We start from the raw sequence: 25,267 nt of genomic DNA, 5'->3' as shown, positions 1-25,267 counted from the left end.
TCAGATGGTCGTTACCCTGATTGCACCAATCGCGATGGACCAGGGTCTGCGCTTCGCAATCCGTGAAGGTGGCCGTACAGTAGGTGCTGGTGTTGTTGCTAAAGTTATCGCTTAATAGTATAGCCTGATCATATATTTAGTCTTAGAACAAGCTTGAACTCCGGTTTACTTTAAAACAGACACTTGGTGTACCACATCAGGTGTCTGTTGGTTGATATCTTTAAATATATCCTTTCTTTGAATTGCTTACATGAATCATCTTGGGGTGTTTCTCGTTTTTGACTGTGACAGTTTATAGTTTGTCCTTGGAGGCATTATCCGCTTGTTCTATCAGGATGCTCTGGGCACATCCATACCTATCACCCATTCCTCATTGAATATGTTAACGTTTATTTTTATGCCAAGCCCATTCTCATACAACTAAACATGTGAATCCTGCAATATCGTAAACAAATGATCCCTCTCCTTCCTTCCAATTATCAGCTCTAGAGCAAGTTGTTGGTGTAGGAAATAGTGTAGTTGCTGTGTTTTTAGTATGTGGTTGGTTTAGCTAAATTTTATTTAGGATGGGATCAGTTTAATAAAGCTACCAGTAGTGATAAAAGCTTTGCCCATCAGAATATTATGCGGATAAGTGAACCACTTCCATCTGATGAAGGTGAAAGGAAATTTGGAAAAGTTGGATCAGAGAATTAAAATACGAATGATTATTGAAATGATACTCATTATTATTTAATATAAGCTATAATATGTGCTAGAGAGTGCTATTTATGTATGTTTGCCTATGTAATGCGGTGAGTGATAGAACAATACGTAACGCGGTACGTCAGCATCATGTTCACTCTATCAGAGAACTAAAACGTATTGTGCCTGTAGGCCGTGATTGTGGTAAATGCATACGCCAAGCCAGAGAGCTAATTAATGAGGAAATTGCACAACTGCCTAAGATAGATAACGTTGCTTGATAAAAAATTAAGGTAAGTTTACTACTACTCTGCTGAATAGGTACTACACTTTAAGTACTGGAAGCGGAGGAGTAGGCTATGAAAGGTGATAAAAAAATAATTGCTCATTTGAACAAACTTCTTGGAAATGAGCTTGTTGCAATTAATCAGTATTTTCTGCACGCTCGGATGTTCAAAAACTGGGGTCTTACCCGGCTTAATGATAAGGAATATCATGAATCTATCGATGAAATGAAACATGCTGATAGGTACATTGAACGTATCCTTTTTCTTGAGGGAATTCCTAATTTGCAGGATTTAGGAAAACTTAATATCGGAGAAGATATTGAAGAAATGCTCAAATCCGACTTGCAACTCGAATTGCAAGGAGCTAAGGATTTGAGAGAAGCTATCGCTTATGCTGATTCGATTCATGATTATGTTAGCCGTGATTTGATGATCGATATCTTAGATGAAGAAGAAGAGCACATAGATTGGCTGGAAACTCAGTTTGCATTAATTGAACGCATGGGGATTCAAAATTATACCCAGGCACAGATCCTTGAAGGAGAATAGCCTTGGAAAAATGCCCTATCTACTAAAGCTAGGGCATCTTATTTTGTACTCATTTTATTGCATTATTGTACTCCGAACAGATTTTCATCTGTATCTTGCTTTGCTAATTGATTTACGTATAATACGCGAACTTACTTTGAGTAAGTCTGATTTGTAGTCAGTAAATGTGCGGTGTTTTTTCTGCCATTTAAAAATACTCCCGATATGGGGGTTATATATTGAACGATTACACTCTCCCATCAATCGAAATGGGTACGAGGAGTAGTTATTTACGTTTATAAAATAGTTGGAGCTCTGGTCTCATGCAGAACCAAAGAATCCGTATCCGCCTGAAAGCATTTGATCATCGTTTGATCGATCAATCAACTGCGGAAATTGTCGAGACCGCTAAGCGCACTGGTGCGCAGGTTCGTGGTCCGATCCCGCTGCCGACTCGTAAAGAGCGTTTTACCGTTCTGATTTCTCCGCATGTTAATAAAGATGCGCGTGATCAGTACGAAATTCGCACTCATAAGCGTCTGGTTGACATCGTTGAGCCAACCGAGAAAACCGTTGATGCTCTGATGCGTCTGGATCTGGCTGCCGGTGTAGACGTGCAGATCAGCCTGGGTTAATCAGGTCATTGAACGATTGAGAGGTTGAAACAATGATTGGTTTAGTCGGTAAAAAAGTGGGTATGACTCGTATCTTCACTGAAGATGGCGTTTCAATCCCTGTAACTGTTATCGAAATTGAAGATAACCGTGTTACTCAGGTTAAAGATCTGGATAGCGACGGTTATCGGGCAATTCAGGTTACTACTGGTAGCAAAAAAGCTAACCGTGTAAACAAACCTGAAGCAGGTCATTTCGCTAAAGCTGGCGTTGAAGCTGGCCGTATCCTGCGTGAATTCCGTCTGTCTGAAGACGAAGAATATACTGTAGGTCAAAGTATTAGCGTTGAAATTTTCGCTGACGTTAAGAAAGTCGATGTTACTGGTACATCTAAAGGTAAAGGTTTTGCTGGTACTGTTAAGCGCTGGAACTTCCGTACCCAAGATGCTAGCCACGGTAACTCTTTGTCTCACCGTGTTCCGGGTTCTATTGGTCAGAACCAAACTCCGGGCAAGGTATTTAAAGGTAAGAAAATGGCAGGCCAACTGGGTAATGAGCGTGTAACCGTTCAAAGCCTAGATGTAGTACGTGTTGACGCTGAGCGCAACCTGCTGCTGGTCAAAGGTGCTGTTCCAGGTGCAACTGGTGGCAACCTGATCGTAAAACCGGCTGTCAAGGCGTAACGTCGAGGAGATAGGAATGGAATTGGTAATGAAAGACGCGCAAGGCGCGCTGACTGTTTCCGAAACTACCTTCGGGCGTGATTTCAATGAAGCGCTTGTGCATCAAGTAGTTGTTGCTTACGCAGCTGGTGCACGTCAAGGTACTCGTGCTCAGAAAACCCGTGCTGAAGTTTCTGGTTCAGGTAAAAAACCATGGCGTCAGAAAGGCACTGGCCGTGCACGCTCTGGTTCTATTAAGAGCCCAATTTGGCGCTCTGGTGGTGTAACTTTCGCAGCTAAGCCACAGGACCACAGTCAAAAAGTTAATAAGAAAATGTACCGCGGTGCTCTGAAAAGCATCCTGTCTGAACTGGTACGTCAAGATCGTCTGATCGTTGTCGAGAGTTTTTCTGTAGAAGCTCCTAAAACTAAGCTTCTGGTTCAGAAACTGAAAGAAATGACTCTGGAAGATGTGCTGATTATCACTGGTGAAGTTGATGAGAACTTGTTCTTAGCAGCTCGTAACCTGTACAAGGTTGACGTTCGTGATGCAGCTGGTATCGATCCAGTTAGTCTGATCGCCTTCGATAAAGTGGTTATGACTGCTGACGCTGTGAAGCAAGTTGAGGAGATGCTGGCATGATCCGTGAAGAACGTCTGCTAAAAGTACTGCGCGCGCCGCACGTATCTGAAAAAGCTTCTACAGCGATGGAAAAAAGCAATACCATCGTTCTCAAAGTTGCAAAAGACGCGACTAAAGCAGAAATTAAAGCTGCTGTGCAGAAATTGTTTGAAGTCGAAGTTGAAGGTGTTAACACTTTGCTGGTTAAAGGCAAAACTAAACGCCACGGTCAGCGTATTGGTCGTCGTAGCGACTGGAAAAAAGCTTATGTCACTCTGAAGGAAGGCCAGAATATGGACTTCATCGGTGGTGCAGAGTAAGTCGGAGGAGTAAAGAACAATGGCAATTGTTAAATGTAAACCTACGTCTCCGGGCCGTCGCCACGTTGTTAAAGTGGTTAACCCTGAGCTGCATAAGGGTAAACCTTATGCTCCGTTGCTGGAAAAAAGCAGCAAAACCGGTGGTCGTAACAACAATGGCCGTATTACCACTCGTCACATCGGTGGTGGCCACAAACAGCACTATCGTTTGATTGACTTCAAGCGTAACAAAGATGGTATCCCTGCTGTAGTTGAGCGTTTGGAATATGATCCAAACCGTTCAGCAAACATCGCCTTGGTTCTGTATAAAGACGGTGAACGTCGTTATATTCTTGCGCCTAAAGGCCTAAAAGCTGGTGATCAGATCCAATCTGGTGCTGATGCAGCTATCAAAGCTGGTAATGCATTGCCAATGCGTAATATCCCGGTTGGTTCTACTGTACACAACGTAGAGATGAAGCCGGGTAAAGGCGGTCAGTTGGCTCGTTCCGCTGGTGCATATGTTCAGATCGTTGCTCGTGATGGTTCTTATGTAACCTTGCGTTTGCGTTCTGGTGAAATGCGTAAAGTTCTGTCTGACTGCCGGGCTACTTTAGGTGAAGTTGGTAACGCAGAACATATGCTACGCGTTCTGGGTAAAGCTGGTGCAAGTCGCTGGCGTGGCATTCGTCCTACCGTTCGTGGTACGGCGATGAACCCAGTAGATCACCCACATGGTGGTGGTGAAGGTCGTAACTTTGGTAAACATCCTGTAACTCCTTGGGGTGTTCAAACTAAAGGTAAGAAGACCCGTAGTAATAAACGTACTGATCAGTTCATTGTACGTCGCCGTACTAAAAAATAATTAGAGGATAAGCCATGCCACGTTCTCTCAAGAAAGGTCCATTTATTGACCTGCACTTGCTGAAGAAGGTAGAGAAAGCGGTGGAAAGCGGAGACAAAAAGCCTATTAAGACTTGGTCCCGTCGTTCAACGATCTTTCCTAACATGATCGGTTTGACCATCGCTGTCCATAATGGTCGTCAGCATGTACCAGTTTTTGTTTCCGACGAAATGGTTGGTCACAAACTAGGTGAATTTGCGCCGACTCGTACTTATCGCGGCCATGCGGCCGATAAAAAGGCTAAAAAGCGCTAAGGTAGGAGGAAGAGATGGAAACTATCGCTAAACATCGCCACGCTCGTTCTTCTGCTCAGAAGGTTCGCCTTGTAGCTGACCTGATTCGCGGTAAGAAAGTGTCGCAAGCTCTGGAAACTTTGACCTATACCAACAAGAAAGCTGCTGGTTTAGTGAAGAAGGTACTTGAGTCTGCTATTGCTAATGCAGAACACAACGATGGCGCTGACATTGATGATCTAAAAGTCGCGAAGATTTTCGTAGACGAAGGCCCTACCATGAAGCGCATTATGCCTCGTGCGAAAGGTCGTGCAGATCGCATCCTGAAGCGCAGCAGCCACATTACTGTGGTTGTGTCCGATCGCTGAGACTCTGGAGACTAGCAATGGGTCAGAAAGTACATCCTAATGGTATTCGCCTGGGTATCGTCAAACCTTGGAACTCTACCTGGTATGCGAATACCAAAGAATTCGCTGACAACCTGGACAGCGATTTTAAAGTGCGCCAGTACTTGAACAAAGAACTGGCAAAAGCGTCTATTTCACGCATTGTTATTGAACGTCCTGCTAAAAGCATCCGTGTGACTATTCACACTGCTCGCCCAGGTATTGTAATCGGTAAGAAAGGTGAAGACGTAGAAAAATTGCGCAAAACTGTAGCGGAAATCGCTGGTGTGCCTGCGCAAATTAATATCTCTGAAGTGCGTAAGCCTGAGCTGGACGCTAAACTGGTTGCTGATAGTATCACTTCGCAGCTGGAACGTCGTGTTATGTTCCGCCGTGCTATGAAGCGCGCAGTTCAGAATGCAATGCGTTTGGGTGCTAAAGGCATTAAAGTGGAAGTAAGTGGCCGTTTGGGCGGTGCTGAAATTGCGCGTACTGAATGGTATCGTGAGGGTCGTGTACCATTGCACACACTGCGTGCAGACATCGACTATAATACTTCAGAAGCGCACACCACTTATGGTGTACTCGGCGTTAAGGTATGGATCTTCAAAGGTGAGATCTTGGGTGGTATGGCTGCTGTTGAACAGGCGGAAAAACCGGCTGCGCAACCTAAAAAGCAGCAGCGTAAAGGCCGCAAGTAAGGAGAGTCGCTGATGTTACAACCAAAGCGTACGAAATTCCGTAAAGTGCATAAAGGCCGTAACCGTGGCCTAGCAGCAGGTGCGGATGTTAGCTTCGGCACTTTCGGTCTGAAAGCTGTGGGCCGTGGTCGTCTGACTGCACGTCAGATTGAAGCGGCACGTCGTGCTATGACCCGTGCAATTAAACGTCAAGGTAAAATCTGGATCCGTGTATTCCCAGACAAACCTATCACTGAAAAGCCACTCGAAGTGCGTATGGGTAAAGGTAAAGGTAACGTAGAATATTGGGTTGCCTTGATCCAGCCCGGTAAAGTCCTTTATGAAATGGACGGTGTGCCTGAAGAGCTGGCTCGTGAAGCATTCAAGCTGGCAGCAGCGAAACTGCCTATCAAAACCACCTTTGTAACTAAGACGGTGATGTAATGAAAGCACAAGAGCTGCGCGAAAAAAGCGTTGAAGAGCTGAACACTGAGCTGCTGAACTTGCTGCGTGAACAATTTAACCTGCGTATGCAGGCGGCAAGTGGCCAGCTACAACAGTCTCATCTGTTGAAACAAGTGCGTCGTGATATCGCACGCGTTAAGACTTTACTGACTGAGAAGGCGGGTGCGTAATGACCGATAAAATCCGTACTCTGCAAGGTCGTGTTGTTAGTGACAAAATGGAAAAATCTATTGTTGTTGCTATCGAGCGTAAGGTGAAACATCCTCTGTATGGTAAATTCATCAAGCGTACGACTAAACTGCACGTACATGACGAGAACAATGAATGTGGAATCGGTGACGTAGTGGAAATCCGCGAAACCCGTCCATTGTCCAAAACTAAATCTTGGACCTTAGTTCGCGTTATAGAGAAAGCGATTCTGTAAGCTGACTCGAATAGAGTAAACGGCTCAGATTATGGGCCGTTTATTTTTTCTATCCATATCTGAGATGTGGTGTTATAATGCCGCGCCCTCATGGTATGGGGTATTTGAACGGCCTCTTCATAATAATGAAGTGGGCTCAGTAGTAGTTGACATTTAGCGGAGCACTAAAATGATCCAAGAACAGACTATGCTGAACGTGGCCGACAACTCCGGTGCACGTCGCGTAATGTGTATCAAGGTTCTGGGTGGCTCGCACCGTCGCTACGCACATGTCGGCGACATCATTAAAATCACCATCAAGGAAGCAATTCCTCGCGGTAAAGTGAAAAAAGGTGATGTCCTGAAAGCGGTAGTGGTGCGCACCAAGAAGGGTGTTCGTCGCCCTGACGGTTCTGTCATTCGCTTCGATGGCAATGCTTGTGTGTTGTTAAACAACACGAGTGAGCAAGTTATCGGTACGCGTATTTTTGGGCCGGTAACTCGTGAACTTCGTAATGAAAAGTTCATGAAAATTATCTCCCTGGCACCAGAAGTACTCTAAGGAGCGAACAATGGCAGCGAAAATCCGTCGTGATGACGAAGTTATCGTGCTGACTGGCAAAGATAAAGGTAAGCGCGGTAAAGTAAAACAGGTTCTTCCTGCTGGGAAGGTCATTGTTGAAGGTATTAACTTGGTTAAAAAACATCAGAAGCCTGTTCCGGCGCTGAATCAACCAGGTGGCATCGTTGAAAAAGAAGCTGCAATTCAAGTTTCAAACGTTGCAATCTTCAATGCGGCAACCAGTAAGGCTGACCGTGTAGGTTTTAGATTTGAAGACGGCAAAAAAGTTCGTTTCTTTAAATCTAATAGCGAAACTATCAAGTAATTTGGAGTAATACGATGGCGAAACTGCATGATTACTACAAAGACGAGGTAGTCCAAAAACTGATGGCTCAGTTTGACTACAATTCTGTCATGCAAGTCCCTCGGGTCGAGAAGATCACCCTGAACATGGGTGTTGGTGAAGCGATCGCTGATAAGAAACTGCTGGATAATGCAGCAGCGGATCTAACAGCAATCTCTGGTCAAAAACCACTGATCACCAAAGCACGCAAATCAGTTGCAGGCTTCAAAATCCGTCAGGGCTATCCAATCGGCTGTAAAGTAACTCTGCGTGGTGAACGCATGTGGGAGTTTCTTGAGCGCCTGATTTCTATTGCTGTACCTCGTATCCGTGACTTCCGTGGCTTGTCCGCTAAGTCATTTGATGGTCGTGGCAATTACAGCATGGGTGTACGTGAGCAAATCATCTTCCCTGAAATCGATTACGATAAAGTGGATCGTGTTCGTGGCTTAGATATTACTATCACCACAACTGCGAAATCTGATGATGAAGGCCGCGCACTGTTGGCTGCTTTTAACTTCCCGTTCCGCAAGTAAGGCAGGGTATTCATGGCTAAGCAATCAATGAAAGCACGTGATGTAAAACGTGTGAAATTAGCTGAAAAATTCTTCACTAAACGTGTAGAACTGAAAGCTATCATTTCTGATGTGAATGCATCTGATGAAGAGCGTTGGAATGCTGTTCTTAAGCTGCAAACACTGCCACGTGATTCCAGCCCTTCTCGTCAGCGTAATCGCTGCCGCCAAACTGGGCGTCCGCATGGATTTTTGCGGAAGTTTGGGTTGAGCCGTATTAAAGTCCGTGAAGCCGCTATGCGCGGTGAAATTCCGGGCCTTAAGAAGGCTAGCTGGTAATTGTCACCAATTGAATCACGGGAGTAAAGACAGATGAGCATGCAAGATCCCATCGCGGATATGCTGACCCGTATCCGTAACGGTCAGGCCGCGAATAAAGTTGCGGTCACCATGCCTTCCTCCAAGCTGAAAGTGGCAATTGCCAAAGTGCTGAAGGAAGAAGGTTATATTGAAGATTATAAAATTGAAGGCGACACCAAGCCAGAACTGGAATTAGTACTGAAGTACTTCCAGGGTAAGGCTGTCGTAGAAAGTATTCAGCGTGTAAGCCGTCCAAGTCTGCGCATCTATAAGAAAAAAGATGAGCTGCCACAAGTTATGGCTGGTTTAGGTATTGCTGTTGTTTCTACTTCTAAAGGTGTAATGACTGATCGTGCAGCTCGCCAAGCAGGTCTTGGTGGCGAGATTCTCTGCTACGTAGCTTAATTCGGGAGGAAAGAATGTCTCGTGTTGCAAAAGCACCCGTCGTCATTCCTGCCGGCGTAGAGGTAAAACTCAACGGTCAGGTGATTTCGATTAAGGGTAAAAACGGCGAACTGAGTCGTACAATCCACAGCGCAGTTGAAGTTAAACATGCAGATAGCCAACTAACCTTCACTCCACGCGATGGTTATGTTGATGGTTGGGCACAGGCAGGTACGACTCGTTCTTTGCTGAATGCTATGGTTATTGGTGTTACCGAAGGCTTCACTAAGAAGCTTCAACTGGTAGGTGTTGGTTATCGTGCAGTAGTCAAAGGCAATGTTGTTAACATGTCTCTGGGCTTCTCGCATCCAGTTGACCACGAATTGCCAGTAGGCATTACTGCAGAATGTCCGTCACAAACTGAAATCGTACTGAAAGGTGCTGATAAGCAGGTAATCGGTCAGGTTGCGGCAGAATTGCGTGCCTATCGTCGTCCTGAGCCTTATAAAGGTAAGGGTGTTCGTTACGCCGACGAAGTCGTGCGTATCAAAGAGGCTAAGAAGAAGTAAGGTAACACTATGGATAAGAAAGCAGCTCGTATCCGTCGTGCGACCCGCGCACGCCGCAAGCTCCAGGAACTGGGTGCAACTCGCCTGGTGGTACATCGTACCCCACGCCATATTTATGCGCAGGTTATCGCACCAAACGGTTCTGAAACTTTGGTGGCAGCTTCTACTACAGAAAAAGCTATCAATGAGCAACTGAAATACACTGGAAATAAAGAAGCAGCAGCAGCAGTTGGTAAAGCAATTGCTGAACGTGCACTGGAGAAAGGTATCAAAGATGTATCCTTTGACCGTTCTGGTTTCCAATATCATGGTCGAGTCCAGGCACTGGCAGATGCTGCCCGTGAAGCTGGCCTTCAGTTCTAAGGTAGAGGTGTAAGATGGCTCACATCGAAAAACAAGCTGGCGAACTGCAGGAAAAGCTGATCGCGGTAAACCGCGTATCTAAAACCGTAAAAGGTGGCCGGATTTTCAGCTTTACCGCACTGACTGTTGTAGGTGATGGTAATGGTCGCGTTGGTTTTGGCTACGGCAAAGCACGCGAAGTTCCGGCAGCAATCCAGAAAGCGATGGAAAAAGCCCGTCGCAATATGAAAACCGTCGCACTAAACAGCGGCACTCTGCATCACCCAGTGAAAGGTACACACACCGGTTCCCGCGTGTTCATGCAACCTGCTCACGAAGGTACTGGTATCATCGCAGGCGGTGCTATGCGTGCTGTTTTGGAAGTGGCTGGTGTTCGTAACGTACTGGCTAAAACCTATGGTTCCACTAACCCTATTAATGTGGTTCGTGCAACCCTGGATGCTTTAGACAGCATGAAGTCTCCAGAAATGGTCGCAGCTAAGCGTGGTAAATCCGTCGAAGAAATTCTGGGGTAATGGCCATGGCTAAGACTATTAAAGTAACACAAATTCGCAGTTCAATCGGCCGCCTGCCTAAACATAAGGCAACTTTGGTTGGTTTAGGTCTGCGTCGTATTGGTCATACAGTAGAGCGCGAAGATACTCCTGCTATACGTGGTATGATCAACTTGGTTTCCTATATGGTTAAAGTTGAGGAGTAACAGATGCGCTTAAATACTCTGTCTCCGGCTGAAGGTGCCAAGCATGCACCTAAACGTGTAGGTCGTGGTATCGGTTCTGGCTTGGGTAAAACTGGTGGCCGTGGTCACAAAGGTCAGAAATCTCGTTCTGGCGGTGGCGTACGTCGCGGTTTTGAAGGTGGTCAGATGCCTTTATACCGTCGTTTGCCAAAATTTGGCTTCACTTCACGTAAGGCAATGATTACAGCAGAAGTTCGTCTGTCTGATTTCGCCGCTGTTGAAGGCGATGTTATCGATCTGAACGCACTGAAAGCCGCTAACATCGTTGGCACTCAAATTGAATTCGCAAAAGTTATACTTTCTGGCGAAATCAATCGCGCAGTAACTGTGCGTGGCCTTCGTGTTACTAAGGGCGCTCGTGCGGCAATTGAAGCTGCTGGCGGTAAAATTGAGGAATAAGTAACAGATGGCTAAACAACCAGGATTAGATTTTCAAAGCGCTAAAGGTGGACTGGGCGAGCTGAAACGCAGACTGTTGTTTGTTATTGGAGCGCTGATTGTTTTCCGTATTGGTTCTTTTATTCCTATCCCTGGTATTGATGCCACTGTGCTTGCCAAATTGCTCGAACAGCAAAGGGGCACCATCATTGAAATGTTTAACATGTTCTCTGGTGGTGCTTTAAGCCGTGCTTCTATCTTTGCACTGGGGATAATGCCGTATATTTCTGCGTCTATTATTATTCAGTTATTGACGGTGGTTCACCCAACGTTGGCAGAGATTAAGAAGGAAGGGGAAGCTGGTCGTCGTAAGATTAGCCAGTATACTCGCTATGGTACTTTAGTGCTGGCTATATTCCAGTCAATCGGTATTGCTACTGGTTTGCCGAATATGCCAGGAATGCAAGGTCTGGTGATTAACCCAGGATTTGCTTTCTACTTCACGGCTGTTGTGAGCCTGGTTACTGGGACTATGTTCCTGATGTGGTTAGGTGAACAGATTACTGAGCGTGGTATTGGCAACGGTATCTCTATCATAATCTTTGCTGGTATTGTTGCGGGTTTGCCGCCGGCCATCGGCCATACCATTGAGCAAGCTCGGCAAGGCGATCTGCACTTCCTCCTGTTGCTGTTGGTTGCAGTATTAGTGTTTGCAGTAACTTTCTTCGTTGTTTTCATGGAACGTGGTCAACGACGTATCGTTGTTAACTATGCAAAACGTCAACAAGGTCGCCGAGTTTATGCTGCACAGAGCACACATTTACCGTTGAAAGTGAATATGGCCGGGGTTATCCCTGCAATTTTCGCTTCCAGCATTATTCTGTTCCCTGGTACCATAGCTTCTTGGTTTGGGGGTGGAACTGGTTGGAACTGGCTGACTACTATTTCAATGTATTTGCAGCCTGGTCAACCGCTTTATGTGTTACTCTACGCGTCTGCAATCATCTTCTTCTGTTTCTTTTATACAGCGTTGGTTTTTAACCCGAGAGAAACAGCAGATAACCTGAAGAAGTCCGGTGCATTTGTACCAGGAATTCGTCCGGGAGAGCAAACGGCCAAGTACATTGATAAAGTAATGACACGTCTGACTTTAGTTGGTGCGATGTATATTACTTTTATCTGCTTAATCCCGGAGTTCATGCGTGACGCGATGAAGGTACCATTTTATTTTGGCGGTACTTCGCTGCTTATCGTAGTTGTGGTCATCATGGACTTTATGGCTCAAGTGCAAACTCTGATGATGTCAAGTCAGTATGAGTCTGCATTGAAGAAGGCAAACCTTAAAGGTTATAACCGCTGATTGGTTTGCTTGAGAAGTTACGGAGAGTAAAAATGAAAGTTCGTGCTTCCGTCAAGAAATTATGTCGCAATTGCAAAATCGTCAAGCGTAACGGTGTCGTTCGTGTGATTTGTAGTGCAGAGCCTAAGCATAAACAACGCCAAGGCTGATAAAATAGCATATTTTTCTTGCAAAGTCGGTTTGAGCTGGCTAAATTAGCCAGCCAATCTTTTTATATCACAGCAACATTGTTTGAGTATCCTGAAAACGGGCTTTTCAGAATAGTGTTGCCGTAAATAATTGTAGGAGTGCATAGTGGCCCGTATAGCAGGCATTAACATTCCTGATCAAAAGCATACCGTAATCGCTTTAACATCGATCTACGGAATCGGCAAAACTCGCTCCCAAGCCATTTGTGCTGCAACGGGTATTGCTGAACATGTTAAGATCAGTGAGCTGTCTGAAGAGCAAATTGACAAGCTGCGTGACGAAGTTGCCAAGTACGTTGTAGAAGGTGATCTGCGTCGTGAAGTAACCCTGAGCATCAAACGTCTGATGGATCTTGGTACTTATCGTGGTTTACGTCACCGTCGTGGTCTACCGGTTCGCGGTCAGCGTACTAAGACCAATGCACGTACCCGTAAGGGTCCACGTAAGCCGATCAAGAAATAATCGGGGTATTGTATAATGGCAAAAGCACCTATTCGTGCACGTAAGCGTGTAAGAAAGCAAGTCTCTGACGGTGTGGCTCATATCCATGCTTCTTTCAACAACACCATCGTGACCATTACTGACCGTCAGGGTAATGCTCTGGGTTGGGCAACTGCGGGTGGTTCCGGTTTCCGTGGTTCTCGTAAATCTACTCCGTTTGCGGCTCAGGTTGCAGCAGAGCGCTGTGCTGAAGCAGTGAAAGAATACGGAATTAAGAACCTGGAAGTTATGGTTAAAGGACCTGGTCCTGGTCGCGAGTCAACTATCCGAGCGTTAAATGCGGCAGGTTTCCGCATCACTAACATTACTGATGTGACTCCAATCCCTCATAACGGTTGTCGTCCACCTAAAAAACGTCGCGTTTAATAACGTTTACTTTTTTAGGTTTGTTGGAGAAAGAAAATGGCAAGATATTTGGGTCCTAAGCTCAAGCTGAGCCGTCGCGAGGGTACAGACCTATTCCTGAAGTCTGGCGTTCGCGCGATTGACACCAAGTGTAAATTGGAACAACCACCTGGACAGCATGGCGCACGTAAACCGCGTCTGTCTGACTACGGTGTACAGTTACGTGAAAAACAAAAAGTTCGCCGTATTTACGGTGTTCTAGAACGTCAATTCCGTAATTATTATAAAGAAGCAACTCGTCTGAAAGGCAATACAGGTGAGAACTTGTTGAGTTTGCTGGAAGGTCGTCTGGACAACGTTGTTTACCGTATGGGTTTTGGTGCGACTCGTGCTGAATCACGCCAAATGGTAAGCCATAAGGCTATCATGGTAAATGGTCGCGTTGTTAACATCGCTTCTTATCAGGTATCCCCGAATGACGTAGTCAGCGTTCGCGAAAAATCGAAAAAGCAGTCTCGTATCAAGGCGGCTTTAGAGCTGGCTGAGCAGCGTGAGAAACCAACTTGGTTGGAGGTTGATGCTGCGAAGATGGAAGGTGTGTTCAAGCGTACTCCAGAACGTACCGATCTGTCCGCTGACATTAACGAACACCTGATCGTCGAGCTTTACTCTAAGTAAAGCTTAGCACCAAAGAGAGGACACAATGCAGGGTTCTGTGACAGAGTTTCTAAAACCGCGCCTGGTTGATATCGAGCAAGTCAGTTCGACGCACGCCAAGGTGACCCTTGAGCCTTTAGAGCGTGGCTTTGGTCATACTCTAGGTAACGCACTGCGCCGTATTCTGCTTTCGTCTATGCCGGGTTGTGCGGTGACTGAGGTTGAGATTGATGGTGTACTGCATGAGTACAGCACCAAAGAAGGTGTACAGGAAGATATCCTGGAGATTCTCCTCAACCTGAAAGGGCTGGCGGTAAGAGTTCAGGGCAAAGATGAAGTTATTCTTACCTTGAATAAGTCTGGCATTGGCCCTGTGACTGCAGCCGACATTATCCATGACGGAGATGTCGAAATCGTCAAGCCGCAACATGTAATCTGCCACCTGACTGACGAAACTGCTTCTATAAGCATGCGCATTAAAGTTCAGCGTGGTCGGGGTTATGTGCCGGCTTCTGCCCGGATTCATTCGGAAGAAGATGAGCGCCCTATTGGTCGTTTGTTAGTAGACGCTTGTTATAGCCCAGTAGAGCGTATTGCCTACAATGTTGAAGCAGCGCGTGTAGAACAACGTACCGATTTGGACAAGTTGGTTATCGAGATGGAAACTAACGGTACAATCGATCCTGAAGAGGCGATTCGCCGTGCAGCTACTATTTTGGCTGAACAGCTGGAAGCTTTTGTTGATTTACGTGATGTACGTCAGCCAGAAGTAAAGGAGGAGAAGCCAGAGTTTGATCCGATCCTGCTGCGCCCTGTTGACGATCTGGAATTGACTGTCCGCTCTGCTAACTGCCTTAAGGCAGAAGCTATCCACTACATCGGTGATTTGGTACAGCGTACCGAGGTTGAGTTGCTTAAGACACCTAACCTGGGTAAAAAATCTCTCACAGAGATCAAAGACGTACTGGCTTCACGTGGCTTATCTCTAGGCATGCGCTTGGAAAACTGGCCACCAGCAAGTATTGCTGATGAATAACTAGATCACAGGTTAAGGTTTTACTGAGAAGGATAAGGTCATGCGCCATCGTAAGAGTGGTCGTCAATTGAACCGCAACAGCAGCCATCGCCAAGCTATGTTCCGCAACATGGCAGGTTCCTTGGTTCGTCATGAAATCATCAAGACGACTCTGCCTAAAGCGAAAGAACTGCGTCGCGTCGTTGAGCCGCTGATTACTCTTGCCAAGACCGACAGCGTAGCTAATCGTCGTCTGGCATTCGCCCGTACTCGTGATAACGAAATTGTGGCAAAACTGTTTAATGAGCTGGGCCCGCGCTTTGCGAGCCGCGCAGGTGGTTACACTCGCATTCTTAAGTGTGGCTTCCGTGCTGGTGACAATGCTCCGATGGCATACATCGAGCTCGTCGACCGTGCTGTTGAGCCTCAAACAGAAGTTGCGACTGCAGAGTAATCTGTAGGGGCATATAAAAGAACCGGGTTTATCCCGGTTTTTTTACATCTGTATATCTGAATTTCTCACTTATTTTTTTCCATCCTGTTATGCTGATATCTCAAACAGCGTGTTTATTCTAGGAGATATGAAGATGTATCGTATTGGCCAACTGGCTAAATTAGCGAATGTAACCCCTGATACAGTGCGTTTCTATGAAAAACAAGGAATGATGGAGCATCAGAACCGTACCGAGGGGGGATATAGGCTTTATACAGAGCAAGATCTACAGCGCCTTCGGTTTATACGTTATGCCAAGCAGCTGGGATTTACATTGGAAGCTATCACAGAATTATTGTCTATTCGTGTAGATCCAGATCATCATACTTGTGAAGAGTCGAAGCAAATTGTAGATTCTAGGTTGATGGAAGTAGAAGAAAAACTTCTTGAAATGTTAAAAATGCGTGATTCACTTAAGATGTTAAGTGATGCTTGCTGTGGGAGCTCTCACATAAGTACTTATTGTTCTATTCTTGAAACTTTAGAACAAGGAGCTTCAAATAAGGAATAAGCAATTTTTCTTTATTATAGATGATTCAGAGAGTACAATTGCTATGTTTTTCGACCAATTAATATGATAGAGGAATATGATGATTATATATCACCATAAAAAAGGTATGATAAAGGATAATGCTATTGAAGCTCTACTACGTGATCCATTATTCAGACAGCGAATTGAGAAAAATAAAAAAGGGAAAGGAAGTTACCAGAGGAAAGGAAAGCATAACAAAGCAAGTAACTGGGAGGCCAGTGGTAAGGGATTGTTAGATGTATTACCACTGGCCTTTTAGTTCTGATAGGTTTATTTTCACTCTTTCAGTAATCTACGGATTTTTATTAATAATTTCTCTTTAGTGGTTGGGATGCCTAGCATAGCCTTAATCCCTTTTTTACTATATGATTTATTAGTTTTATTGCATAGAAAATAGCTGATAACAGCAAGATATTTTTCAAGATCATATCAATAATCACTTCAGCAGTGGGATTAGTAGAATTGCCATTCATGGTAAATTTATAAACTGTTTTAAAAAATTCACCATGTTCTTTCAATCATCGTGTTAATTAAATTGTGTCAAGTTGTATCAGTTATTGTGTTTGAATTATATGACTGATAGATAATTATTTTTTTGTTCCTAAAGGAAAAAGGGACTGGGTTGGAATAGTTTTTCTACTTCGGGAACAAATTTCTTATCTGTAATAAACATAATTACATGATCTCCTTGTTCTATTATACTATAATCATGAGCAATAATTACTTCGTCACCACGAACTATTGCTCCAATTGTGGTGCCTGGTGGTAATTTAATATCACCTACAGCTTGACCAACAACCTTTGACGTGTTTTCGTCTCCATGAGCAATTGCTTCGATAGCTTCCGCTACTCCACGACGTAATGAGGAAACGCTTACGATATCTGCCTTACGAACATGGCCTAGTAGAGCTGAAATAGTTGCTTGCTGTGGAGAGATTGCAATATCAATGACACCTCCTTGTACTAAATCGACATATGCACTACGCTGAATGAGAACCATAGCTTTTTTGGCTCCCATGCGTTTGGCAAGCATTGCAGACATGATATTTGCTTCGTCATCGTTGGTTAGGGCAATGAATACATCTACCTGTTCTATATGTTCTTCAGCTAATAGCTCTTGGTCAGATGCATCCCCATAGAAAACAATGGTGTCGTGTAATAATTCGGCTAGTTCTGTGGCTCTTTGCTGATTTCGTTCAATTAATTTAACCCTGTAATCTTTTTCAAGGCGTAGGGCAAGTCCGGCACCAATATTACCACCACCAACGATCATAATACGCTTGTAAGGCTTTTCTAAGCGTTGAAGTTCGCTCATTACAGCACGAATATGTTGTGATGCCACCACAAAAAAAACCTCGTCACCAGCCTCAATAATTGTAGAGCCTTGTGGTCTTATAGGCCGATCCTGGCGAAATATGGCAGCAACTCTGGTATTAATATGTGGCATGTGTTCACGAAGTGAAGAAAGTGCATTTCCTACAAGTGAACCTCCGTAATAAGCTTTTACTGCAACAATACTTACTCTACCTTCGGCAAAGTTAACGACCTGCAAGGCGCCAGGATACTGAATTAGTTTATAAATATAATCTATGACGAGTTGTTCCGGTGAAATAAGATAATCAATAGGAATGTCGTTAGGGAGAAAAAGCTTATCTGATTCACGGATATACTCTGCTGCGCGTATTCGTGCAACTTTATTTGGTGTATTAAATAAGGAATAAGCAATTTGGCATGCAATCATGTTAGTTTCGTCAGAATTAGTTACAGCAACTAACATATCAGCATCTTCAGCACCAGCTTCTCTTAATACTTTTGGATGAGAACCATGACCATTGACTACCCTGAGGTCGAATTTATCCTGTAGTTGGTGCAGGCGGTTGGGATCAGTATCGACTATAGTGATATCGTTATTTTCACCTACTAGATTTTCAGCTAATGTACCGCCAACTTGACCTGCACCAAGAATAATTATTTTCATAGTATTCTCTAACTTGTTAGAAACAGATAATTATCTTTATAAATTGTGGAGATATATTACTGTTTAATTAATCGAGCGTAAAAGAAACCGTCTCCACCATTGAATTCAGGTATTATTTGTTTTCCTGGGCTATCGTCTGTATCTGTTCCCGATAGTTTTGCATCTGGGTGGCGTTTTAAAAATGAGCTGATTTGCTGACTATTTTCATCTGGTAAAATAGAACAGGTTGCATATACTAATGTCCCGCCTTTCTTTAAATATGGCCAGATTGCATCAATAATCTCAGATTGTAATTGAACTAATTGAGCAATATCTTCTTCGCGGCGTAACCATTTGATATCAGGGTGGCGACGGATTACTCCTGTTGCTGAACAAGGTGCATCCAGAAGGATACGATCGAATTGCTGGCCTTTTGCCCAATATTCAGGGTGGCGTCCATCACCGGTTTTTACTGTTGCATGGCAATTAAGGCGCTGGAGATTTTCTTTTACTCGTTTGATCCTGTGTTCATCAATATCTATAGCTAATACTTGGGCTTTTGGCGCTATTTCGAGGATATGTGTTGTTTTCCCTCCTGGTGCGGCACAAAGATCGAGAATTGTCTCTCCATTGATTGGTTGTAATAACTCGGCACACCCTTGTGCGGATACATCTTGAATAGTTACCCAACCTTTATCAAATCCAGGTAATATTGTTACTGGGCAGGGGAAAATTACACGGATAGCAGAAGGTAATTCGATAGCTGGTTCTGCATCAATTCCGGCTTTATGGAGAAGAGAAAGATATTCATCTCGACTATGGTATATTCGATTAACTCGCAACCACATGGGCGGTTTCTTATTGTTATTTTCAATAAGTTGCTGCCATTCTTGTGGGTAGGCTTTTTGGATTTTAGTTAATAACCATTTAGGATGTAAGTGATTGCTGGGACTATTTTGTGGAAGCTCCATTAATTGCAGTTGCTGCCTCTGAAACTGGCGAAGGACACCATTAATTAATCCTTTTAACTGAGGATATTTCAGAGTTGCGGCTCCATTTACTGTTTCAGCAAGTGCTGCATGAGCTGGGATACGGGTATAGGTAAGTTGGTATATGCCAACCATAAGCAGGTAATGAAGAATACGTTGCTTACCTTTTAATGGTTTTTCCATTAATTGGCTTATTATCCATTCTAATTGAGGTAATACACGTAAAACCCCGAAAGATAGCTCTTGTAACAAAGATTTATCTTTATCAGTTATGTTTCGTTGAAGTTCAGGCAATATCGTACTGAGAGATTGTCCTTGGTCCAGAACTTGATTGATTGCTTTTGCGGCGATACTTCGTAGATTATATGTATTTTTCATAGTTAAAAAGGCTGACAAAAGCCAGCATTAAGAGAAAGTTTGTAAGAGAGAGTTTACATAGAATAGTATTCAGTTGATTTTATTACCTGGCGTAAACCATTCACGTTTGGAGTTAAGCAGATCTGCGGCTGACATTGCTTTTTTACCAGCAGGTTGTAATTGCGTGATATTCAGAATTCCATTGGCAGTGGCAATATGAATACCTTTTTTGTCTGCTTTTAAGACAGTTCCTGGTTCTACCGAAACTTGTTCTTCAATGGCTTCTGCTTTCCAGATTTTAACAGGCTGCCCTTCCATCTCGAAAAAGCTCATGGGCCAAGGATTAAATGCACGAATGCAACGTTCAAGATGGGTTGCAGATAGTTCCCAATTTATTTTGGCTTCTTCCTTGCTTAGTTTTTCAGCGTAGGTAACCAACTTTTCACTTTGAGTTTCAGGTTGGCTTTTACCTGATGTTATTAATGATAATGTTTTAAGTAGTGCATCTGGCCCAATCTTGGTCAGTTTTTCGTATAAACTGGCACTAGTATCTTCAAGTGTAATAGGACAGCTTGCTTTATATAGCATATCGCCAGTATCAAGGCCTATATCCATTTGCATGATCGTTACGCCTGTTTCCGTGTCACCGGCCCACAGTGAACGTTGAATTGGCGCTGCACCACGCCAACGTGGTAATAGAGAGCCGTGTACGTTCAGACAACCTAATCTTGGAATATCTAAAACAGCCTTAGGGAGGATTAATCCATAGGCTACAACTATGAGAACATCAGGTTGTTGTTTAATAAGCCATTGTTGGTTTTCTTCTGAACGCAAAGTGGCTGGCTGAAAAACGGTAATATTATGTTCTTCTGCCAGTACTTTTACAGGACTGGGTGTCAGTTTTTTACCTCTACCGGCTGGTCTGTCTAGTCGTGTTAGAACGCCAACGACCTCATGCTGAGACGTTAATAAAACCTCTAAATGGCGTGCCGCAAAGTCAGGTGTTCCGGCAAAAACAATACGTAAAGAATCAGACACGTTTATTTCCTGTATTAATATAATTTATTTGGTTCGGGCTTTTTGTTTATCTAGCTTTTCTACTTTCTGGCGTATACGCTGGCGTTTCAGTGGGGATAAGTAATCCACAAAAAGCTTACCAATTAAATGGTCCATCTCGTGCTGAATACAAATAGCTAGTAAGCCATCAGCTTGTAATTCAAATGATTGACCATTATAATCTAAGGCTCTGATTTTGACTTTTTCAGCTCGTGGCACTAGTGCTCGCTGTTCAGGAATAGACAAACAGCCTTCTTCAATCCCAGTATTACCACTTTTTTCCAGTAACTCTGGATTTATCAGCACAAGGCGTTCATTCCGAGTTTCCGATACGTCAATAACGACAATACGCTGATGAATATCAACTTGTGTTGCTGCCAGGCCAATGCCTTCCTCTGCGTACATAGTTTCAAACATATCATCAATGATACGTTGAATCTCCGCATTAACTTCTTTAACAGGCGTTGCAGTAGTGCGAAGCCGCTCGTCTGGGTAATGTAATACTTGTAATACTGACATATATGTTTAGATCTGTGTCCAAAATGTGAATGGTATTTTATCTCTATTCTAGACATTTCCCGTTTAGATTGACAGTATTGATTGCTAATTGAGCAGTTTGGTTTTGTCCGTCAGTCTCAGACAGGATGACAACATGGAAGCTATGGAAATATGGTTGCGAATGAAGATGGTCTCTCATTTAGCAACAGAAAAAGCAGCAAATATTACAGAGAAATTATTGCATGCGGGGAATCGTTATCTCACCGTACTTAAGGATAGTGGGTTAACGTCAGCACAATGTTTACAATTTACTAAAGCGAATAAAACCTTGCTAGCTTCATGTTTAAAATGGCTGGAACAGCCGGAACGTCATTTATTGACATATTCTCATCCTTTGTATCCACCGTTATTAAAGCAAATACATATCCCGCCTCTTGCGCTTTTTGTGTCAGGGAAATTAGATCTTCTTTTAAAGAAGCAGGTGGCGATGGTTGGGAGCAGGGCAGCAAGCTATTATGGCGAGAAATGGGGAAAAATTTTTGCAGGTGAATTGGTTGGACATGGGTTAGTTATTACTAGTGGTTTAGCTATTGGTATTGATGGTATTTGTCACCGATCTGCGCTGGATAGTGGTGGTCAAACAATAGCTGTATTAGGTAGCGGTCTTGGTCAGATTTATCCTTATAGACATGGGTTATTAGCAAAGCAAATAGAGGAGGGGGGAGCCCTTGTTTCTGAATTTTTTCCAGATACTCCTCCACGCGCAAAAAATTTCCCTAAAAGAAATAGGATTATCAGTGGATTAAGTTCGGCCGTTATTGTTGTAGAAGCGAGTCAAAACAGCGGTTCATTAATTACAGCTCGTTGTGCTCTTGAGCAGGGAAGGGATGTCTTTGCATTACCAGGGTTTTTGGGGAGCTCTGTCAGTGAGGGGAATCACTGGTTGATAAAGCAGGGAGCATATCTGGCTACAAATGTAATGGATATTGTGGAGCATGTTTACAGTTCACTACAATGGTTACATATGGAAAGAATAACGGAAGAAGTAAAACCCCAGTTTGAGCAAACTGAGTTGCCATTTGCTGATGTGCTGGTTAACGTAGGTGATGAAATAACGCCAGTTGATATTATTGTGCAACGCTCTGCATTACCTATAGCTGAGGTAATGACAAAGCTCCTTGAACTAGAATTATTAGGTAAGGTGGCTGTGGTTGCTGGTGGTTATGTGCGCGTGAGTTAGTTAACTGAATACTCAAAGTCTTGCTTAGCGTCATATAAGTATAAATTTCAAGTGAAAATGGTATGGCAAAAATGGTTCCTTTCTCCACTAATGAAACTGAATATTGTCCTGAATGTGGCTCTATTTTGGTTATCCGTAATGGCATTCATGGCCCATTTCTTGGATGTTCTAGTTATCCATCATGTCAATATATTCGCTCATTAAAAGGGCAAAGTAACGGCCATGTGGTAAAAGAACTTAAAGGGCCGTTATGTCCTGTATGTGGAGCTAATTTAGTTTTACGTCAAGGGCGTTATGGAATGTTCATTGGTTGTAGTCGTTATCCTGAATGCGAACATACGGCACTGATTGATAAACCGGATGAAACGTCGATAGCCTGCCCACAATGCAAGCAAGGGCAACTACTCCAAAGAAAATCACGTTTCGGAAAAATTTTTCATGCGTGTAACCGTTACCCCAACTGCCAGTTTGTATTAAATAATAAGCCAGTTGTTGGTGAATGTGTGTTTTGTTTCTATCCGTTATTGATGGAGAAACGTACATCACAAGGTACAAAGTTGTTTTGTGCTAGTAAGTTGTGTGGAAAACCGCACATAAACTGAACTGAGTAATAAAATGAGTAATAAAATGAGTAATGAAATATCACCTGAATTTGAAAATGTATTAACTGCGTTAAAAGCAGAAAAAGTTATCGCTTATCCAACTGAAGCTGTTTTTGGGCTTGGATGTGATCCTGATAGTGAAAAAGCGGTAAATGAGCTGCTTATATTAAAGAAGCGCCCGTGGCAAAAAGGGTTGATTCTTATTGCAGATAATTATAGACAATTGCAGCCATATCTTGATGATAAACTTCTAACAGAAGAACAAAAAGAAGTTATATTTGCTTATTGGCCAGGGCCTGTAACCTGGGTGATCCCTGCAAAAGCCAGTACATCTAAATGGTTGACTGGGCAATTCTCCACTTTGGCTGTCAGAGTTAGTGCTCATCCTTTGGTGAAACAGCTATGTACTTTTTATGGAAAACCATTGGTATCGACTAGTGCAAATTTAAATGGTCTTGAACCATGCCGAACAGCAGAAGAAGTCAGACAACAGTTTGGGGATAAATTTTCTGTGTTAGATGGTGATGTTGGAGGGCGGAAAAATCCTTCAGAAATTCGGGATGCTTTAACTGGTGAGCTTTATCGTCAAGGGTAGAATAAATATGAATCAGTTCGCTGTTTTTGGTAATCCTGTTACGCACAGTAAATCCCCCCGTATCCATCAGTTATTTGCTGATCAAACAGGTATTGCTCATTGTTATGGGAAGATTTTAGCGCCAATGGATAAATTTGAAGAGACATTGAATATGTTTCTTATACAGGGGGGGATAGGAGCTAATGTTACTGTGCCATTTAAAGAGCAGGCATTTATCAGGGCGAATGAGTTGACTGAGCGAGCAAGACTTAGTGGTGCAGTCAATACCTTGAAATTGCTAGATAATAATCTATTACTTGGTGATAATACGGATGGTATAGGATTGTTAGCGGATTTGATACGGCTTGAGTTTATTACTCAGGGACAGCATATTTTAATAATTGGGGCTGGTGGTGGTGCCAGAGGTGTTTTATCTCCATTATTAGAATTTGGTTGTGACATTACAATTACAAATCGAACGTTCAGTCGTACCATCCAGATTGCTAATAATTTTTCGCCAATAGGTAACATTTGGCCCGTTGAGATGAAAACACTTAAGAGTCCTGAGTTTGATCTTATTATCAATGCGACTGCATCCGGTATCAATGGTGAGATTCCTGCGATATCTCCATTAATATTTAATGAAAATTGTGTCTGTTATGACATGTTTTATCAGGCTAATTTGACGCCTTTCATTTCCTTTGCCAAAGAACATGGTGTTTCTCGTTATGCTGATGGATTAGGAATGTTAGTAGGACAAGCCGCTCATTCATTTAAATTATGGCATGGTGTACTGCCAGAAATTGCACCTGTATTGTTAACATTGGAGCAGGAGTTACATTCGTGAATCAATCTATCCAATTTCCTGATAGAGAAGAGTGGGATGAGCAACAGCAGATAGTCATTTTTCCCGCGTTGGTAAATGGATCATTGGTTCACTGTGCTGTGAGGGCTAGGGATCTTTTATACCGTTATGGGGAAGATCATCATCCATTAAATCTTTTCCGACAAAATCGTTGGGATCTTGAAGAGGAATTTGAATCGTTAATCATTAACGGGGATGATGATCATTTAGGACGTTATATATTACCTTCTTGCAGATAGTCGTTTTTCCAGCAAACATAATTGCTTGCTGAATAACATAGTATTTCTAATTCTTCAGGTTTTAGTTTTCTGACCCGACGGGCAGGGCTACCGACATAAAGGTATCCGCTTTCTAATATTTTTCCTGGAGCGATCAAGCTGCCCGCTCCAATAATAACATCATCTTCAATAATTGAACCATCAAGTAGGATGGAGCCCATACCGATGAGCACTCGACTACCAATAGTACAACCATGGAGTATAGCTTTATGCCCGATGGTGACATCATTCCCAACAATTAAAGGAAAACCATCGGGATTATCAACAGATTTGTGTGTTACATGTAATACAGAGCCATCTTGGATGTTAGTACGTGTGCCAATAGATACGTAATTAACGTCGCCACGGATGACAACTAAAGGCCATATGCTGACATCATCAGCAAGTCTGACATCACCAATTATCACACTAGACGGATCTAACATAACTTTCTGACCAATTTTAGGTTGAGTACCAAGATAACTGCGCAATACTCCAGACATAATATACCTCTAATGAAGAAATGGAGATCTTTTATCCTTAACGGGATCCTAGTGAGGAAGACACTAGTATGCAATGGAAAAAGCTTATTGATCTTGGCTATTATTGCCTAAACTCAATCCAAAAAGAGCAATAAGTGACCTGTTGGCGATAAATCTAAAAAAAAGTGTTGTGTAAAAATCTGGGTTCCCTATAATGCGCCACCACTGACCGACACAACGCTGACAAAGCGTGTGAGGCCAGGCAGAGCAAAGCAAATAAGCGCTTGACTCTGCGGGCGAAAAGCGTAGTATACGCAG

43 protein-coding genes are annotated in these 25,267 nt (G+C 43.4%); 38 read left to right on the top strand and 5 right to left on the bottom strand.

From position 1 onward, the window contains the following. The 33 genes from ABR397_RS20210 to ABR397_RS20050 all read left to right on the top strand — a co-directional run. Positions 1-115: EF-Tu C-terminal domain-related protein (locus ABR397_RS20210; RefSeq protein ID WP_350307077.1), on the top strand; the 115-nt coding region annotated here is incomplete at its 5' end. Positions 116-770: 655 nt separating this feature from the next. Next, positions 771-965 (top strand): bacterioferritin-associated ferredoxin, encoded by a 195-nt coding sequence (gene bfd, locus ABR397_RS20205; protein ID WP_350307289.1) that lies wholly within the window; start codon positions 771-773, stop codon positions 963-965. A gap of 78 nt (positions 966-1,043) precedes the next feature. Next, entirely contained in the window at positions 1,044-1,520 is a 477-nt protein-coding gene (gene bfr, locus ABR397_RS20200) for a bacterioferritin (RefSeq protein WP_350307288.1), read from the top strand. 302 nt (positions 1,521-1,822) lie between these two features. Then, positions 1,823-2,134, top strand: a complete 312-nt coding sequence (rpsJ, locus tag ABR397_RS20195; protein WP_001181005.1) for a 30S ribosomal protein S10 — start codon at positions 1,823-1,825, stop codon at positions 2,132-2,134. Between the two features lie 32 nt (positions 2,135-2,166). Beyond that, the gene (rplC, locus tag ABR397_RS20190; RefSeq protein WP_166291376.1) at positions 2,167-2,796 is read left to right on the top strand and encodes a 50S ribosomal protein L3; all 630 of its coding nucleotides are present in this window, start codon (positions 2,167-2,169) and stop codon (positions 2,794-2,796) included. 16 nt (positions 2,797-2,812) lie between these two features. Further along, positions 2,813-3,418, top strand: coding sequence for a 50S ribosomal protein L4 (rplD, locus tag ABR397_RS20185; RefSeq protein ID WP_350307287.1), 606 nt, complete (start codon positions 2,813-2,815; stop codon positions 3,416-3,418). Continuing rightward, entirely contained in the window at positions 3,415-3,717 is a 303-nt protein-coding gene (gene rplW / locus ABR397_RS20180) for a 50S ribosomal protein L23 (RefSeq protein ID WP_021322796.1), read from the top strand. The genes rplD and rplW overlap by 4 nt, the downstream gene beginning before the upstream one ends. A gap of 19 nt (positions 3,718-3,736) precedes the next feature. After that, positions 3,737-4,561: a 50S ribosomal protein L2 gene (gene rplB / locus ABR397_RS20175; protein ID WP_021322795.1), complete on the top strand. Its 825-nt coding sequence runs from the start codon at positions 3,737-3,739 to the stop codon at positions 4,559-4,561. A 14-nt stretch (positions 4,562-4,575) separates the two neighbouring features. After that, positions 4,576-4,854 carry a 30S ribosomal protein S19 gene (gene rpsS / locus ABR397_RS20170; protein WP_011148791.1) on the top strand — a complete coding sequence of 93 codons (279 nt, stop codon included), beginning with the start codon at positions 4,576-4,578 and terminating at the stop codon, positions 4,852-4,854. A 14-nt stretch (positions 4,855-4,868) separates the two neighbouring features. Then, entirely contained in the window at positions 4,869-5,201 is a 333-nt protein-coding gene (rplV, locus tag ABR397_RS20165; RefSeq protein WP_350307286.1) for a 50S ribosomal protein L22, read from the top strand. Between the two features lie 17 nt (positions 5,202-5,218). Then, positions 5,219-5,920, top strand: a complete 702-nt coding sequence (gene rpsC / locus ABR397_RS20160) for a 30S ribosomal protein S3 (RefSeq protein ID WP_015836279.1) — start codon at positions 5,219-5,221, stop codon at positions 5,918-5,920. Between the two features lie 12 nt (positions 5,921-5,932). Then, positions 5,933-6,343 (top strand): 50S ribosomal protein L16, encoded by a 411-nt coding sequence (gene rplP, locus ABR397_RS20155; RefSeq protein ID WP_012990491.1) that lies wholly within the window; start codon positions 5,933-5,935, stop codon positions 6,341-6,343. Beyond that, positions 6,343-6,534, top strand: coding sequence for a 50S ribosomal protein L29 (rpmC, locus tag ABR397_RS20150; RefSeq protein WP_021322794.1), 192 nt, complete (start codon positions 6,343-6,345; stop codon positions 6,532-6,534). The genes rplP and rpmC overlap by 1 nt, the downstream gene beginning before the upstream one ends. Then, complete coding sequence (gene rpsQ / locus ABR397_RS20145; RefSeq protein ID WP_350307285.1) at positions 6,534-6,788, top strand: 30S ribosomal protein S17; 255 nt, start codon at positions 6,534-6,536, stop codon at positions 6,786-6,788. The genes rpmC and rpsQ overlap by 1 nt, the downstream gene beginning before the upstream one ends. Before the next feature lie 169 nt (positions 6,789-6,957). Beyond that, positions 6,958-7,329, top strand: a complete 372-nt coding sequence (gene rplN / locus ABR397_RS20140; RefSeq protein ID WP_015836277.1) for a 50S ribosomal protein L14 — start codon at positions 6,958-6,960, stop codon at positions 7,327-7,329. A gap of 10 nt (positions 7,330-7,339) precedes the next feature. Further along, complete coding sequence (rplX, locus tag ABR397_RS20135) at positions 7,340-7,654, top strand: 50S ribosomal protein L24 (RefSeq protein ID WP_350307284.1); 315 nt, start codon at positions 7,340-7,342, stop codon at positions 7,652-7,654. A 14-nt stretch (positions 7,655-7,668) separates the two neighbouring features. Next, complete coding sequence (gene rplE, locus ABR397_RS20130) at positions 7,669-8,208, top strand: 50S ribosomal protein L5 (protein WP_021322792.1); 540 nt, start codon at positions 7,669-7,671, stop codon at positions 8,206-8,208. 12 nt (positions 8,209-8,220) lie between these two features. Next, positions 8,221-8,526 carry a 30S ribosomal protein S14 gene (gene rpsN, locus ABR397_RS20125; RefSeq protein ID WP_021322791.1) on the top strand — a complete coding sequence of 102 codons (306 nt, stop codon included), beginning with the start codon at positions 8,221-8,223 and terminating at the stop codon, positions 8,524-8,526. Positions 8,527-8,559: 33 nt separating this feature from the next. Beyond that, complete coding sequence (gene rpsH, locus ABR397_RS20120) at positions 8,560-8,952, top strand: 30S ribosomal protein S8 (RefSeq protein WP_011148781.1); 393 nt, start codon at positions 8,560-8,562, stop codon at positions 8,950-8,952. A gap of 14 nt (positions 8,953-8,966) precedes the next feature. Beyond that, the gene (gene rplF / locus ABR397_RS20115) at positions 8,967-9,500 is read left to right on the top strand and encodes a 50S ribosomal protein L6 (RefSeq protein WP_350307283.1); all 534 of its coding nucleotides are present in this window, start codon (positions 8,967-8,969) and stop codon (positions 9,498-9,500) included. Positions 9,501-9,509: 9 nt separating this feature from the next. Then, positions 9,510-9,863 (top strand): 50S ribosomal protein L18, encoded by a 354-nt coding sequence (gene rplR / locus ABR397_RS20110; RefSeq protein ID WP_011148779.1) that lies wholly within the window; start codon positions 9,510-9,512, stop codon positions 9,861-9,863. A gap of 14 nt (positions 9,864-9,877) precedes the next feature. Beyond that, positions 9,878-10,378 carry a 30S ribosomal protein S5 gene (gene rpsE / locus ABR397_RS20105; RefSeq protein ID WP_021322788.1) on the top strand — a complete coding sequence of 167 codons (501 nt, stop codon included), beginning with the start codon at positions 9,878-9,880 and terminating at the stop codon, positions 10,376-10,378. A 5-nt stretch (positions 10,379-10,383) separates the two neighbouring features. Then, positions 10,384-10,563: a 50S ribosomal protein L30 gene (rpmD, locus tag ABR397_RS20100; RefSeq protein WP_011148777.1), complete on the top strand. Its 180-nt coding sequence runs from the start codon at positions 10,384-10,386 to the stop codon at positions 10,561-10,563. Between the two features lie 3 nt (positions 10,564-10,566). After that, positions 10,567-11,001 (top strand): 50S ribosomal protein L15, encoded by a 435-nt coding sequence (rplO, locus tag ABR397_RS20095; protein ID WP_350307282.1) that lies wholly within the window; start codon positions 10,567-10,569, stop codon positions 10,999-11,001. 7 nt (positions 11,002-11,008) lie between these two features. Then, on the top strand, positions 11,009-12,340 hold the full coding sequence (gene secY / locus ABR397_RS20090) for a preprotein translocase subunit SecY (RefSeq protein WP_011148775.1): 1,332 nt from the start codon (positions 11,009-11,011) through the stop codon (positions 12,338-12,340). 32 nt (positions 12,341-12,372) lie between these two features. Next, the gene (gene rpmJ / locus ABR397_RS20085; protein WP_002227352.1) at positions 12,373-12,489 is read left to right on the top strand and encodes a 50S ribosomal protein L36; all 117 of its coding nucleotides are present in this window, start codon (positions 12,373-12,375) and stop codon (positions 12,487-12,489) included. Positions 12,490-12,634: 145 nt separating this feature from the next. Then, positions 12,635-12,991 carry a 30S ribosomal protein S13 gene (rpsM, locus tag ABR397_RS20080; protein ID WP_350307281.1) on the top strand — a complete coding sequence of 119 codons (357 nt, stop codon included), beginning with the start codon at positions 12,635-12,637 and terminating at the stop codon, positions 12,989-12,991. A gap of 15 nt (positions 12,992-13,006) precedes the next feature. Further along, a complete protein-coding gene (gene rpsK, locus ABR397_RS20075; RefSeq protein WP_002919257.1) occupies positions 13,007-13,396 on the top strand; it encodes a 30S ribosomal protein S11 in 390 nt (129 codons plus the stop codon). 36 nt (positions 13,397-13,432) lie between these two features. After that, positions 13,433-14,053 (top strand): 30S ribosomal protein S4, encoded by a 621-nt coding sequence (gene rpsD / locus ABR397_RS20070; protein WP_023043907.1) that lies wholly within the window; start codon positions 13,433-13,435, stop codon positions 14,051-14,053. Positions 14,054-14,078: 25 nt separating this feature from the next. Then, entirely contained in the window at positions 14,079-15,068 is a 990-nt protein-coding gene (locus ABR397_RS20065) for a DNA-directed RNA polymerase subunit alpha (RefSeq protein ID WP_011148772.1), read from the top strand. 40 nt (positions 15,069-15,108) lie between these two features. Beyond that, the gene (gene rplQ / locus ABR397_RS20060) at positions 15,109-15,501 is read left to right on the top strand and encodes a 50S ribosomal protein L17 (protein WP_021322783.1); all 393 of its coding nucleotides are present in this window, start codon (positions 15,109-15,111) and stop codon (positions 15,499-15,501) included. A 133-nt stretch (positions 15,502-15,634) separates the two neighbouring features. After that, positions 15,635-16,051 carry a Zn(2+)-responsive transcriptional regulator gene (zntR, locus tag ABR397_RS20055; protein ID WP_021322782.1) on the top strand — a complete coding sequence of 139 codons (417 nt, stop codon included), beginning with the start codon at positions 15,635-15,637 and terminating at the stop codon, positions 16,049-16,051. 79 nt (positions 16,052-16,130) lie between these two features. Beyond that, positions 16,131-16,331 carry an alternative ribosome-rescue factor A gene (locus ABR397_RS20050; RefSeq protein WP_350307290.1) on the top strand — a complete coding sequence of 67 codons (201 nt, stop codon included), beginning with the start codon at positions 16,131-16,133 and terminating at the stop codon, positions 16,329-16,331. Positions 16,332-16,673: 342 nt separating this feature from the next. Here ABR397_RS20050 and trkA read toward each other — a convergent pair whose 3' ends face one another. From trkA to def, 4 genes are all read right to left on the bottom strand, one after another. Beyond that, positions 16,674-18,050 (bottom strand): Trk system potassium transporter TrkA, encoded by a 1,377-nt coding sequence (gene trkA, locus ABR397_RS20045; protein WP_350307280.1) that lies wholly within the window; start codon positions 18,048-18,050, stop codon positions 16,674-16,676. A gap of 56 nt (positions 18,051-18,106) precedes the next feature. Further along, the gene (gene rsmB / locus ABR397_RS20040; protein WP_350307279.1) at positions 18,107-19,396 is read right to left on the bottom strand and encodes a 16S rRNA (cytosine(967)-C(5))-methyltransferase RsmB; all 1,290 of its coding nucleotides are present in this window, start codon (positions 19,394-19,396) and stop codon (positions 18,107-18,109) included. 69 nt (positions 19,397-19,465) lie between these two features. After that, positions 19,466-20,413 carry a methionyl-tRNA formyltransferase gene (gene fmt, locus ABR397_RS20035; protein ID WP_350307278.1) on the bottom strand — a complete coding sequence of 316 codons (948 nt, stop codon included), beginning with the start codon at positions 20,411-20,413 and terminating at the stop codon, positions 19,466-19,468. 24 nt (positions 20,414-20,437) lie between these two features. Beyond that, positions 20,438-20,950, bottom strand: coding sequence for a peptide deformylase (gene def, locus ABR397_RS20030; RefSeq protein ID WP_350307277.1), 513 nt, complete (start codon positions 20,948-20,950; stop codon positions 20,438-20,440). A 133-nt stretch (positions 20,951-21,083) separates the two neighbouring features. Between def and dprA the strand changes: the two genes are divergently transcribed. The 5 genes from dprA (at position 21,084) to ABR397_RS20005 (ending at position 24,449) form a co-directional block, all read left to right on the top strand. Then, positions 21,084-22,169: a DNA-protecting protein DprA gene (gene dprA, locus ABR397_RS20025; RefSeq protein WP_350307276.1), complete on the top strand. Its 1,086-nt coding sequence runs from the start codon at positions 21,084-21,086 to the stop codon at positions 22,167-22,169. A 62-nt stretch (positions 22,170-22,231) separates the two neighbouring features. Beyond that, positions 22,232-22,771, top strand: a complete 540-nt coding sequence (locus ABR397_RS20020; protein WP_350307275.1) for a topoisomerase DNA-binding C4 zinc finger domain-containing protein — start codon at positions 22,232-22,234, stop codon at positions 22,769-22,771. A gap of 25 nt (positions 22,772-22,796) precedes the next feature. Continuing rightward, on the top strand, positions 22,797-23,366 hold the full coding sequence (gene tsaC, locus ABR397_RS20015) for an L-threonylcarbamoyladenylate synthase type 1 TsaC (RefSeq protein ID WP_350307274.1): 570 nt from the start codon (positions 22,797-22,799) through the stop codon (positions 23,364-23,366). 7 nt (positions 23,367-23,373) lie between these two features. After that, a complete protein-coding gene (gene aroE / locus ABR397_RS20010) occupies positions 23,374-24,192 on the top strand; it encodes a shikimate dehydrogenase (protein WP_350307273.1) in 819 nt (272 codons plus the stop codon). Continuing rightward, a complete protein-coding gene (locus ABR397_RS20005) occupies positions 24,189-24,449 on the top strand; it encodes a DUF1488 family protein (RefSeq protein ID WP_350307272.1) in 261 nt (86 codons plus the stop codon). Before aroE ends, ABR397_RS20005 begins: the two co-directional genes overlap by 4 nt. Here the strand turns inward: ABR397_RS20005 and ABR397_RS20000 are convergent. After that, positions 24,425-24,970 (bottom strand): gamma carbonic anhydrase family protein, encoded by a 546-nt coding sequence (locus tag ABR397_RS20000; RefSeq protein WP_350307271.1) that lies wholly within the window; start codon positions 24,968-24,970, stop codon positions 24,425-24,427. The genes ABR397_RS20005 and ABR397_RS20000 overlap by 25 nt on opposite strands. Positions 24,971-25,267 lie beyond the last annotated feature (297 nt).

The sequence above is a fragment of the Photorhabdus viridis genome (assembly GCF_040256935.1).
Taxonomy (GTDB): Bacteria; Pseudomonadota; Gammaproteobacteria; order Enterobacterales; family Enterobacteriaceae; genus Photorhabdus; species Photorhabdus viridis.
This window is presented reverse-complemented; position numbering and strand designations above follow the sequence as displayed.

Bases quoted from the DNA above. Each gene is read 5' to 3' on its own strand.
- bfd (WP_350307289.1), top strand. From the start codon at position 771: ATGTATGTTTGCCTATGTAATGCGGTGAGTGATAGAACAATACGTAAC.
- bfr (WP_350307288.1), top strand. From the start codon at position 1,044: ATGAAAGGTGATAAAAAAATAATTGCTCATTTGAACAAACTTCTTGGA.
- rpsJ (WP_001181005.1), top strand. From the start codon at position 1,823: ATGCAGAACCAAAGAATCCGTATCCGCCTGAAAGCATTTGATCATCGT.
- rplC (WP_166291376.1), top strand. From the start codon at position 2,167: ATGATTGGTTTAGTCGGTAAAAAAGTGGGTATGACTCGTATCTTCACT.
- rplD (WP_350307287.1), top strand. From the start codon at position 2,813: ATGGAATTGGTAATGAAAGACGCGCAAGGCGCGCTGACTGTTTCCGAA.
- rplW (WP_021322796.1), top strand. From the start codon at position 3,415: ATGATCCGTGAAGAACGTCTGCTAAAAGTACTGCGCGCGCCGCACGTA.
- rplB (WP_021322795.1), top strand. From the start codon at position 3,737: ATGGCAATTGTTAAATGTAAACCTACGTCTCCGGGCCGTCGCCACGTT.
- rpsS (WP_011148791.1), top strand. From the start codon at position 4,576: ATGCCACGTTCTCTCAAGAAAGGTCCATTTATTGACCTGCACTTGCTG.
- rplV (WP_350307286.1), top strand. From the start codon at position 4,869: ATGGAAACTATCGCTAAACATCGCCACGCTCGTTCTTCTGCTCAGAAG.
- rpsC (WP_015836279.1), top strand. From the start codon at position 5,219: ATGGGTCAGAAAGTACATCCTAATGGTATTCGCCTGGGTATCGTCAAA.
- rplP (WP_012990491.1), top strand. From the start codon at position 5,933: ATGTTACAACCAAAGCGTACGAAATTCCGTAAAGTGCATAAAGGCCGT.
- rpmC (WP_021322794.1), top strand. From the start codon at position 6,343: ATGAAAGCACAAGAGCTGCGCGAAAAAAGCGTTGAAGAGCTGAACACT.
- rpsQ (WP_350307285.1), top strand. From the start codon at position 6,534: ATGACCGATAAAATCCGTACTCTGCAAGGTCGTGTTGTTAGTGACAAA.
- rplN (WP_015836277.1), top strand. From the start codon at position 6,958: ATGATCCAAGAACAGACTATGCTGAACGTGGCCGACAACTCCGGTGCA.
- rplX (WP_350307284.1), top strand. From the start codon at position 7,340: ATGGCAGCGAAAATCCGTCGTGATGACGAAGTTATCGTGCTGACTGGC.
- rplE (WP_021322792.1), top strand. From the start codon at position 7,669: ATGGCGAAACTGCATGATTACTACAAAGACGAGGTAGTCCAAAAACTG.
- rpsN (WP_021322791.1), top strand. From the start codon at position 8,221: ATGGCTAAGCAATCAATGAAAGCACGTGATGTAAAACGTGTGAAATTA.
- rpsH (WP_011148781.1), top strand. From the start codon at position 8,560: ATGAGCATGCAAGATCCCATCGCGGATATGCTGACCCGTATCCGTAAC.
- rplF (WP_350307283.1), top strand. From the start codon at position 8,967: ATGTCTCGTGTTGCAAAAGCACCCGTCGTCATTCCTGCCGGCGTAGAG.
- rplR (WP_011148779.1), top strand. From the start codon at position 9,510: ATGGATAAGAAAGCAGCTCGTATCCGTCGTGCGACCCGCGCACGCCGC.
- rpsE (WP_021322788.1), top strand. From the start codon at position 9,878: ATGGCTCACATCGAAAAACAAGCTGGCGAACTGCAGGAAAAGCTGATC.
- rpmD (WP_011148777.1), top strand. From the start codon at position 10,384: ATGGCTAAGACTATTAAAGTAACACAAATTCGCAGTTCAATCGGCCGC.
- rplO (WP_350307282.1), top strand. From the start codon at position 10,567: ATGCGCTTAAATACTCTGTCTCCGGCTGAAGGTGCCAAGCATGCACCT.
- secY (WP_011148775.1), top strand. From the start codon at position 11,009: ATGGCTAAACAACCAGGATTAGATTTTCAAAGCGCTAAAGGTGGACTG.
- rpmJ (WP_002227352.1), top strand. From the start codon at position 12,373: ATGAAAGTTCGTGCTTCCGTCAAGAAATTATGTCGCAATTGCAAAATC.
- rpsK (WP_002919257.1), top strand. From the start codon at position 13,007: ATGGCAAAAGCACCTATTCGTGCACGTAAGCGTGTAAGAAAGCAAGTC.
- rpsD (WP_023043907.1), top strand. From the start codon at position 13,433: ATGGCAAGATATTTGGGTCCTAAGCTCAAGCTGAGCCGTCGCGAGGGT.
- ABR397_RS20065 (WP_011148772.1), top strand. From the start codon at position 14,079: ATGCAGGGTTCTGTGACAGAGTTTCTAAAACCGCGCCTGGTTGATATC.
- rplQ (WP_021322783.1), top strand. From the start codon at position 15,109: ATGCGCCATCGTAAGAGTGGTCGTCAATTGAACCGCAACAGCAGCCAT.
- zntR (WP_021322782.1), top strand. From the start codon at position 15,635: ATGTATCGTATTGGCCAACTGGCTAAATTAGCGAATGTAACCCCTGAT.
- ABR397_RS20050 (WP_350307290.1), top strand. From the start codon at position 16,131: ATGATTATATATCACCATAAAAAAGGTATGATAAAGGATAATGCTATT.
- trkA (WP_350307280.1), bottom strand. From the start codon at position 18,050: ATGAAAATAATTATTCTTGGTGCAGGTCAAGTTGGCGGTACATTAGCT.
- rsmB (WP_350307279.1), bottom strand. From the start codon at position 19,396: ATGAAAAATACATATAATCTACGAAGTATCGCCGCAAAAGCAATCAAT.
- def (WP_350307277.1), bottom strand. From the start codon at position 20,950: ATGTCAGTATTACAAGTATTACATTACCCAGACGAGCGGCTTCGCACT.
- dprA (WP_350307276.1), top strand. From the start codon at position 21,084: ATGGAAGCTATGGAAATATGGTTGCGAATGAAGATGGTCTCTCATTTA.
- ABR397_RS20020 (WP_350307275.1), top strand. From the start codon at position 22,232: ATGGCAAAAATGGTTCCTTTCTCCACTAATGAAACTGAATATTGTCCT.
- tsaC (WP_350307274.1), top strand. From the start codon at position 22,797: ATGAGTAATGAAATATCACCTGAATTTGAAAATGTATTAACTGCGTTA.
- aroE (WP_350307273.1), top strand. From the start codon at position 23,374: ATGAATCAGTTCGCTGTTTTTGGTAATCCTGTTACGCACAGTAAATCC.
- ABR397_RS20000 (WP_350307271.1), bottom strand. From the start codon at position 24,970: ATGTCTGGAGTATTGCGCAGTTATCTTGGTACTCAACCTAAAATTGGT.